This is a genomic window from Bacillus sp. XF8, assembly GCF_017498755.1.
Classification (GTDB): domain Bacteria; phylum Bacillota; class Bacilli; order Bacillales; family Bacillaceae_G; genus Bacillus_A; species Bacillus_A bingmayongensis.
In genome coordinates this window covers 1-7,786 of sequence record NZ_JAGDQK010000077.1, presented here as the reverse complement: position 1 = coordinate 7,786, position 7,786 = coordinate 1, and the positions used below count along the sequence as shown (strand labels likewise).

Genomic DNA, 7,786 nt, shown 5'->3' with positions numbered 1-7,786 from the left:
TCCCCTCCAAGTAAAAGTGTAACATCCATGTTTATTCATGGTCTTTTTACACTGTCTACCTTAAGGGGATAATATCAATCCGTCTGTCCAAAATCAGAAAGAGTTCATCCACCGAATGTTTGGACTTATAGCATAAAATACGATTCCGTTAAGAATCTACTATCATCTATGCTCTTCTTCATATATTTGCACCAGAACCCTATTTTCTATTCAACATACAATTGGTGTTTTCTGTCTTATTCCCCTTTTTCGGGGATGGGCAAAGTTATCCTTAATGCAATATCCGGCCTTTTTTATATGACGATTCTATTTTTAAATTCATTCATTTTCTTTACGCTTTATTTTTTCTTTTAACTGATTTTCAAAAATAACACGTCTATCTTCCATGCCATTATATACCTCAAAATTCCCTCTTCTTTTTTGAACAGCATTTCTTCCTTTGGGTTGAAGCGGATGACAAACTTTACATTTTGTTTCTCTTCTATGTCTAGCACCTACTTGTGCTTTATATTCATTTCCACATGTACCACAAAGCCACCATACATTTTGGCTAGAATTAATCCTCGTTTCCTCAGGAGGCTTAACTCCATATTCTCCTTCATTTTTAGTAGGATGCCACTCTTTAACTAATTCAGGATCTAGAAGAGCTAAGGAATTTTGAAACAATTCACACTTTCTACACCCTTTTCCATTCTTAACTCTTTGACTAATTGTTTCTCTCCATGTATGTCCTTTTTCACAAATCCAATATGCATCCTCTGAAGAATTATAAATCACATCATATGCTGTCCTAACTTCAGAGTACCTACTATTTTCAAGCACAAACCAATTCTTTGCTATTTCTGGATAAACTGTTGCTAAACAGTTATCCTCACATACCTTCTTATTCGCACAATATGGGCAAACACTTGTATTTATATATCTACTCGCAATCGTTTCTTCCCATTCATGATTTCTTTTGCATTGCCACCATCTACGTACCCAGCCTTCATCAAATGCAACAGCATCTGGGGTAATACCTTCATTCTTTGTTAGATGCCATTGTTTAGCTAATTCAGGATCCACCTCTTGTAAGGTTTTGATTCGTCGCTCTTCTTTTATTTCCGCTCGCTTTGTTGCCTTCCTAATCCTTAAACATTTTGGACATTCTTTTTTCTTCTGTCTATCGTAAATACTCATGCCCCACTCATGACCTTCGGAACATTTCCACCAAATATATTCATAGCTTCCAATAGTTAATTCATTAGGATTAATACCATTATTTTTAGTAGGGTGCCATTCCGATAACAATTTTTCTGGCAATCCGTTATTTGTTGTTAATGTTTCCACCAAACTCATCCCTTCATATTTTCAATTAAAAACCACTTATCTTTGTTTATCACATCAGTATCCATTTCATATTCCTCAAATTCTTGTACTTGATTGTTTTCCTTTGAAATAAATGGTTTTATAAAAATTTTTGCATAGGAATACTTACTTTTGTTAGATTTTTCATCTATAAATGCCATTATTTTTACAATCTCAATCTTATATACATAAAGTGGATGTGCAAATTTCCACCCCACTCTTAATGTAATTTCTGATGGATTACTACTTCGTATTTCTGGTTCTGTTGCAAAGTATTAAACGCCCCCAAAAATATAGAATGAAAATACAATTGTTCCGAATAAACATTATAAAATATACAAGAACATGTATCGTATACTCATTATTTTTGGTTATTTTTCAACTTTGCAACAGAACCATTTCTCTCCTATAATCAAATTTTTAATTTCTCTATTAATAAGTTATGAATTGTTTAAATCAACTTTTTTATTAACTCTATCTTAAACTTGATAGTTTATGACTATACGTGGGACTTCGGATATAATCATCATTTCTTTTTAATAGTTTTCATATTATTCCGAAAACACATCTTCAGTTTATATTAATAACTACAGAAAAGACATAAACTAACGTTTTAAAATTTATAAATATCTCGTATTTAGTCCTCATTAAAAGATTCAAATCTTCATTTTTGAGGTATTTAATTTCGTTAGGTTGATGGCGATTTTTTTTTGCTTGTTCCTATGTATTTAAAATCATTATTTATTTTTATAACCTTTTAACATATTTTTTGAATAGCGATTCGGATATAAAGCATTTAACATCTCGTATGGACTACCATTCCAATATCTTCTTAATGGCGTCCATAATTTATGTTTTATTAACCACCTTTGTGTGTAAGTAGATAGTAATTGCTCCTCTGTTAGTTTTTCCTTTTCTTCAATAGTCCATTTCAGCGCCTCTAATGCTTTTTTTTCAGTCCAAAATCCGGTAGGTGTAAATTTAAATTCCCATTCTTTATTTTGACCAGGATATAAATCATTTAGCATAAAGTACGGGCTGTTCTCCCATAATATCTGACAAGGAGAGATTAATTTATGATTAGTTAGCCATTTCACACTGTAAACTTGTAATAATTGAGCGGGAGTTAATTTTTCTTTCTCTTCAATAGTCCATCTTAGTGCTGCTAATGCCTTATCTTTGGTCCAAAACTTGTTAGGAGTCATGCTAAATTCCCATTCTTTAAATTTATTAGGGTATAAAGAATTTATCATTGCATAAGGGCTACCATTCCAGTACATAACTAATGGCGCACTGAGTTTATTTTCTTTTAACCATTTTTTTCCATATACTTTTAGTAATTGTTCTTCTCTTAACTGTTCTTTTTCTTCAATAGTCCATTTTAATACTTCAAGAGCTTTTTCTTTAGTCCAAAAATTTAAAGGTGCCATACCAAATTCCCACTCTTTAAATCTATTGGGATATAAGTCTGTAATCATTTTATAGGGACTATTATCATAACTATGTTTGAGTGCACCAAGTAATCGATATTTCACAATTAAAGGCGTATTCCATTTTTGTTTAATATCCTCTTCATTCCACTTTAAAATTGTTTCAATTAAATATTTTGTTACTCTTCTAGATAACTCTCTATTGTCATCTTCTTTCCATGTATTAGCTGGGAACCTACTCCTTCTACCATCTAATAATTCTTGATAGATTTCCTCAATTGTCACTGCACTCGTTTGCACTTGAAAACTTCCTCCCATTTAAACTAGTAGAGGGCATGTGGCGATGCCCCTTCTTCTCCCCTAAAGCAAAATAAAAACGACCTTATTAACTACTGTTATTTACTTTATGGAGTAGAAGCGATCCATATGATGAAGAAAGAACAAACTTTTAATAAAATTATTTCTTTAATTTAAAATATAAATGACATAAAAAAACAAAAAGTCACAAAAAAATTAAAATTAAAATTTCAAGAAATTTGGTAACAAGATGGGAGAAACAGGAACTATATGCCCTATCTGTGGAACGGTAATGACATACTCACATTTTTGCTGTCAAAAGGCGTACCAGAAATGGACTCGCCCTTTCGTCGGTCAGCCTGCCTCTTTAGGTGGGAATATCCAGTTTTGTATGAGAACATTAAGAGAGACCCAAGAGACGAAGAGAATAATGAAGGAATTTCATGAAGAAGTTGCAGCAGCAAGAGAGAAAAAATGCCATGGTGGAAGTTCTGGTGATGATATTTTGATAACGAAAGTCAGTATATAGGGAAATATCTACTTATGGAAATAGGGATATTTCCCTATTATAAAGAGAAAGTTCATCCTAAAAGAGAGGAATCTACTTTGATTAATCTTTTTTCAAAGTGGATTCCTCTCTTTTGCTGTTAAATAGGGGATTGTCGAACATTTTTGTTTAAACTTAATTTTAAAGCGACAGCTAGATTTTTATCAACTGTAATCACACGAGGCTTAGAAACATGAAAAGACCGCAAAGCTTTCTTGAAAAATCGCTTTGCAGCCTTATGATTTCTAGATGTGCTCAAATAAAAGTCAATTGTGTTTCCTTCAGAATCAACAGCTCGATAAAAATAACACCATCTTCCCTTTACTTTTATATATGTTTCGTCCACTCTTCATGAGTCATTCGTTTGTTTGAGGTGATGTCGGATTCGTCTATCAAACTCCGAACCATATTGATGTACCCATCGCATAATCGTTGTATGGGCCAAGGATAATCCTCGTTCTTCCATCATTTCGGCTAAATCACGAAAACTGAGGTTGTACCGTAGGTACCATCTTACGGTTAATAAAATAATATCAGGTTGATAATGTTTCCACTTGAATAGATTTTACTTTTCTATACTGATTATGCCCCTTTTATAGAGTTAGACTATCAGTATGTCCAAGTTTACTAGATCAGTTGCATATATTTTGAAATTTTACACCAGAACCAGTATTTTAATATTTTAACAAAGTAAAAAAATAGTTTGCCATTTAAAAAAAGTGGGGATATAATATCTAAATGAAAATGATAATTATTATCAATAATGATTATAAATTTAAAATTATTATAAAAAACAAATGAATATAAAGGATGAAATGAAATATGTTACATAAGTCCACTGTATATGCGGATAAAAATCGTTGGATGCACGCTAAGTTCATATGTTTTATGAGCTTAACAATTTTATGCCTAATTGTGTCTATTGTAGCGATTGCATTCGGTGCAAAGGATATTCATTTGCAAACTGTATGGGCAGCGATTTTTGATTACAATCCGAAATTAACGCAGCATCAAATTATTTATGAATTAAGACTTCCGCGAGTAATTGGTGCAGCAGTTGTAGGTGCTGCTTTTGCAGTGGCGGGAGCTGTTATGCAAGGAGTAACAAGAAATCCTTTAGCTGATGCAGGCGTGCTCGGAATAAATGCTGGGGCAATGTTTGTCGTGGCGCTTAGCTTTGCCTTTTCCCCGCATATGCCGTATTCCTATTTAATGATTGTTTCTTTTATAGGAGCAGTTTTAAGTACAGTACTAATTTTTATTATTGGATCGGCAACATCAGGCGGATTAACACCGATGCGGTTAACGATTGCCGGAGCTGTTATGGCAGCGTTTTTACACTCGCTTAGCTCAGGTATAGCAATTTATTATGATTTAAGCCAAGATTTAGCGTTTTGGTACGCTGGTGGTGTTGCAGGGGTGAAGTGGGACCACTTGAAGTTTTTAGTGCCTATTATTCTCGTAACAATTATTTTTGCAATAGCATTAGGACGATCTATCTCACTCATATCGATGGGGGATGATGTTGCTACAAATTTAGGAGTGAAGACGATTCGAACGAGAATACTTGGAATGGTTACAGTAGTCATTCTTGCAGGTGTTTCGGTTTCGGCTGTTGGTTCAATTGGATTTGTAGGACTTGTCATTCCACATATCGCTAGAAAATTAGTAGGTGTGAATTATAGGTTTATTATTCCTATGTCAGCATTATTAGGAGCTATATTGTTAGTTTTAGCTGATTTAGGAGCAAGAACAGTAAATCCTCCAAAAGAACTTGCGGTCGGAATTATGGTAGCTCTTGTTGGTGTTCCGTTTTTCCTCTATATAGCAAGTAAAGCTGGGAGGGAGTTATAAGTGAAAGATATTTTTAACACCGATAAGAAGAGAGCTATTATGAGAACTACAATTTTCGGATGTATAAGTATCTCGGTTATTTTGATTAGTTTAAATACAGGTACGCTCCGAATTGCGCCGCTGAAAGTGATTCAAACGCTTTTTGGTTACGGTGATTTTGAAAGTGTAACAGTATTATACGATTATCGTATGCCAAGAATTATTATTACAATCTTAGCGGGTATTGGACTTGGCGCTTCTGGTGCAATATTACAAGGGTTATCTCGTAATTCACTCGCAGATCCTGGTATTCTCGGATTGCACTCAGGGGCGTCTTTTGGGCTTATTATTTTTGTTACACTCTTTCATTCTATTAATGAAAAGGCATCGATTTTAATACCGCTATTTACGTTTGGTGGTGGAGTGCTTGCTGCGCTTCTTATTATTTTACTTGCAAATGACCGTACGAAGGGTTTGTTACCGATTCGACTAATTCTCGTTGGTATTGCAGTTTCAGCTGGCTTTAGTGCGATTTCATTATTTTTCTCTCTAAAACTAAATGACGAGACTTATACGTTTGCTTCCAGATGGTTAGTAGGTAACGTATGGGGAAGAGATTGGATTCACGTGATAGCTTTATTACCTTGGATTGTTATACTTGCCCCGTATGCGTGGCTAAAATCAAAAACGTTAAATGCTTTATCACTAGGTGATAGTGTAGCAGCAGGACTTGGCGTATCTGTACAAAAAGAGCGCTTTTTACTTTTAGCTACAGCGGTTGGATTATCTTGCGCTAGTGTATCAATGGCAGGAGGAATTGGTTTTATCGGTCTAATATCTTCACATATTGCAAGAAAATTAGTAGGCTCAACGTATGAGCATTCTTTACCGTTAACCGGTATTATTGGGATGATTATTTTAGTACTAGCCGATACAATTGGTCGCTCTTTATTTGAGCCAAGCTCAATCCCAGCTGGAGTCGTAGTAGCGGCTTTAGGAGCACCGTATTTTATTTATTTACTCATAAAAACAAAATAAATACTTCAAAGAGGAGAACATATGAAAAAGAAACTTACTATTTTATTTAGTATCATGTGTATTTTAATATTATCAGCATGCGGTCAAACAAAATCAAATGAAGGGACAGCTGAAAAAACGACGAAAAGTAATGAGCCCAAAATTGCTTCTATGTCTATTCATTTAACGAATAATTTACTAGCACTAGGAATTACACCAGTAGGTTCTGTTATTGGTGGAGATTTAAAAGATTTCTTACCACACGCAAAAGAACAACTGAAAGATACGAAGAAGCTCGGTGTTGTAACAGACCAGAACATGGAAGCATTACTTCAATTAAAACCATCTGAAATTTATGTTGATGAAAAATATGCTGGAAAAGATTTAGCTAAGTATGAAAAAATTGCAAAGACACATTCTTTCAACTTAGATAAAGGTACGTGGAGAGATCATTTAAAGCAAGTAGGTAAACTTGTAAACCGTGAGAAAGAAGCAGAAAAATATATTCAAAACTATGAAGAGCAGACAAAACGAGTAAAAGGCTTAATAGATAAAGAGTTAGGAAATAACGAAAAAGTAATGGCAATTCGCGTTACTGCAAAAGAATTACGTGTATTTAGTACGAAAAGACCGATGGGGCCAATTTTATTCCAAGACTTAGGACTACAACCTGCAAACGGTGTAGAGAAAATTGATGGAAACCGTCCGTTCGAAGTGATTTCACAAGAAGCGTTACCTGATTTTGATGCGGATGCAATTTTTGTTGTCGTAAATCGAGATGACAAAGCAAAAGCGGCATTTAAACAACTTCAAGAAACAGCAATTTGGAAAGATTTAAAAGCTGTTAAAGGTAAGCACGTATATATTATTCACGATCAACCATGGCTTGATTATTCTGCATTAGGAAACAAAATGGCGATGGATGAAGCTGAGAAAATGTTTACGAAGTAATATAGTTTTGTTGATAGGAATGGCCCTCTAAATTTAGAGGGTCTTTTTTGTAGTAGGATCAGGAAAGCACAACGATAAAACTTATGGTTCTACTTGTTTAACGTCTCTTCAACCAAACGATGTATGTATACGGGATTTAGGATACTTCGATTTAAAAGACCTACATACGATAGATGAGCACGGTACTTATTTTATCTCAAGACTTAAGCTTAATACTCGTATAGGTTCTGTTGCAAAGATTTCTAAACTGAGATAACCTGTAGAAAAAGTGTGAGCAGGAGAATGAGATATGGAAATCTTATCTATCAAATTTGGAAGAAGAAAAATAAAAACGTTCAATTATCTTGGAAACTAGATGAAACCT

At 34.1% G+C, this 7,786-nt stretch carries 6 protein-coding genes and 4 pseudogenes; 6 read left to right on the top strand and 4 right to left on the bottom strand.

From position 1 onward, the window contains the following. Positions 1–318: 318 nt before the first annotated feature. From J4P91_RS27890 to J4P91_RS27880, 3 genes are all read right to left on the bottom strand, one after another. Positions 319–1,338 (bottom strand): zinc-ribbon domain-containing protein, encoded by a 1,020-nt coding sequence (locus J4P91_RS27890; protein WP_207996678.1) that lies wholly within the window; start codon positions 1,336–1,338, stop codon positions 319–321. After that, entirely contained in the window at positions 1,335–1,508 is a 174-nt protein-coding gene (locus J4P91_RS27885; protein ID WP_243764053.1) for a hypothetical protein, read from the bottom strand. Before J4P91_RS27885 ends, J4P91_RS27890 begins: the two co-directional genes overlap by 4 nt. A gap of 576 nt (positions 1,509–2,084) precedes the next feature. Then, positions 2,085–3,077, bottom strand: a complete 993-nt coding sequence (locus J4P91_RS27880; RefSeq protein WP_207996677.1) for a DUF4046 domain-containing protein — start codon at positions 3,075–3,077, stop codon at positions 2,085–2,087. Positions 3,078–3,465: 388 nt separating this feature from the next. Here J4P91_RS27880 and J4P91_RS27875 point away from each other — a divergent pair. After that, positions 3,466–3,572 (top strand): annotated as a pseudogene (locus J4P91_RS27875) (DUF3967 domain-containing protein); the annotation flags it as partial. Positions 3,573–3,727: 155 nt separating this feature from the next. Here the strand turns inward: J4P91_RS27875 and J4P91_RS27870 are convergent. Then, positions 3,728–4,153: pseudogene (locus J4P91_RS27870) on the bottom strand (IS6 family transposase); the annotation flags it as partial. A 290-nt stretch (positions 4,154–4,443) separates the two neighbouring features. Between J4P91_RS27870 and J4P91_RS27865 the strand changes: the two are divergent. The 5 genes and pseudogenes from J4P91_RS27865 to J4P91_RS29270 form a co-directional block, all read left to right on the top strand. Further along, on the top strand, positions 4,444–5,475 hold the full coding sequence (locus J4P91_RS27865) for a FecCD family ABC transporter permease (RefSeq protein ID WP_207996676.1): 1,032 nt from the start codon (positions 4,444–4,446) through the stop codon (positions 5,473–5,475). After that, complete coding sequence (locus tag J4P91_RS27860; protein ID WP_207996675.1) at positions 5,476–6,492, top strand: FecCD family ABC transporter permease; 1,017 nt, start codon at positions 5,476–5,478, stop codon at positions 6,490–6,492. A gap of 21 nt (positions 6,493–6,513) precedes the next feature. Continuing rightward, on the top strand, positions 6,514–7,422 hold the full coding sequence (locus J4P91_RS27855; RefSeq protein ID WP_207996674.1) for an iron-hydroxamate ABC transporter substrate-binding protein: 909 nt from the start codon (positions 6,514–6,516) through the stop codon (positions 7,420–7,422). A 52-nt stretch (positions 7,423–7,474) separates the two neighbouring features. After that, a pseudogene (locus tag J4P91_RS27850) lies at positions 7,475–7,645 on the top strand (transposase); the annotation flags it as partial. Between the two features lie 65 nt (positions 7,646–7,710). Next, positions 7,711–7,786, top strand: a pseudogene (locus J4P91_RS29270) (IS6 family transposase); the annotation flags it as partial.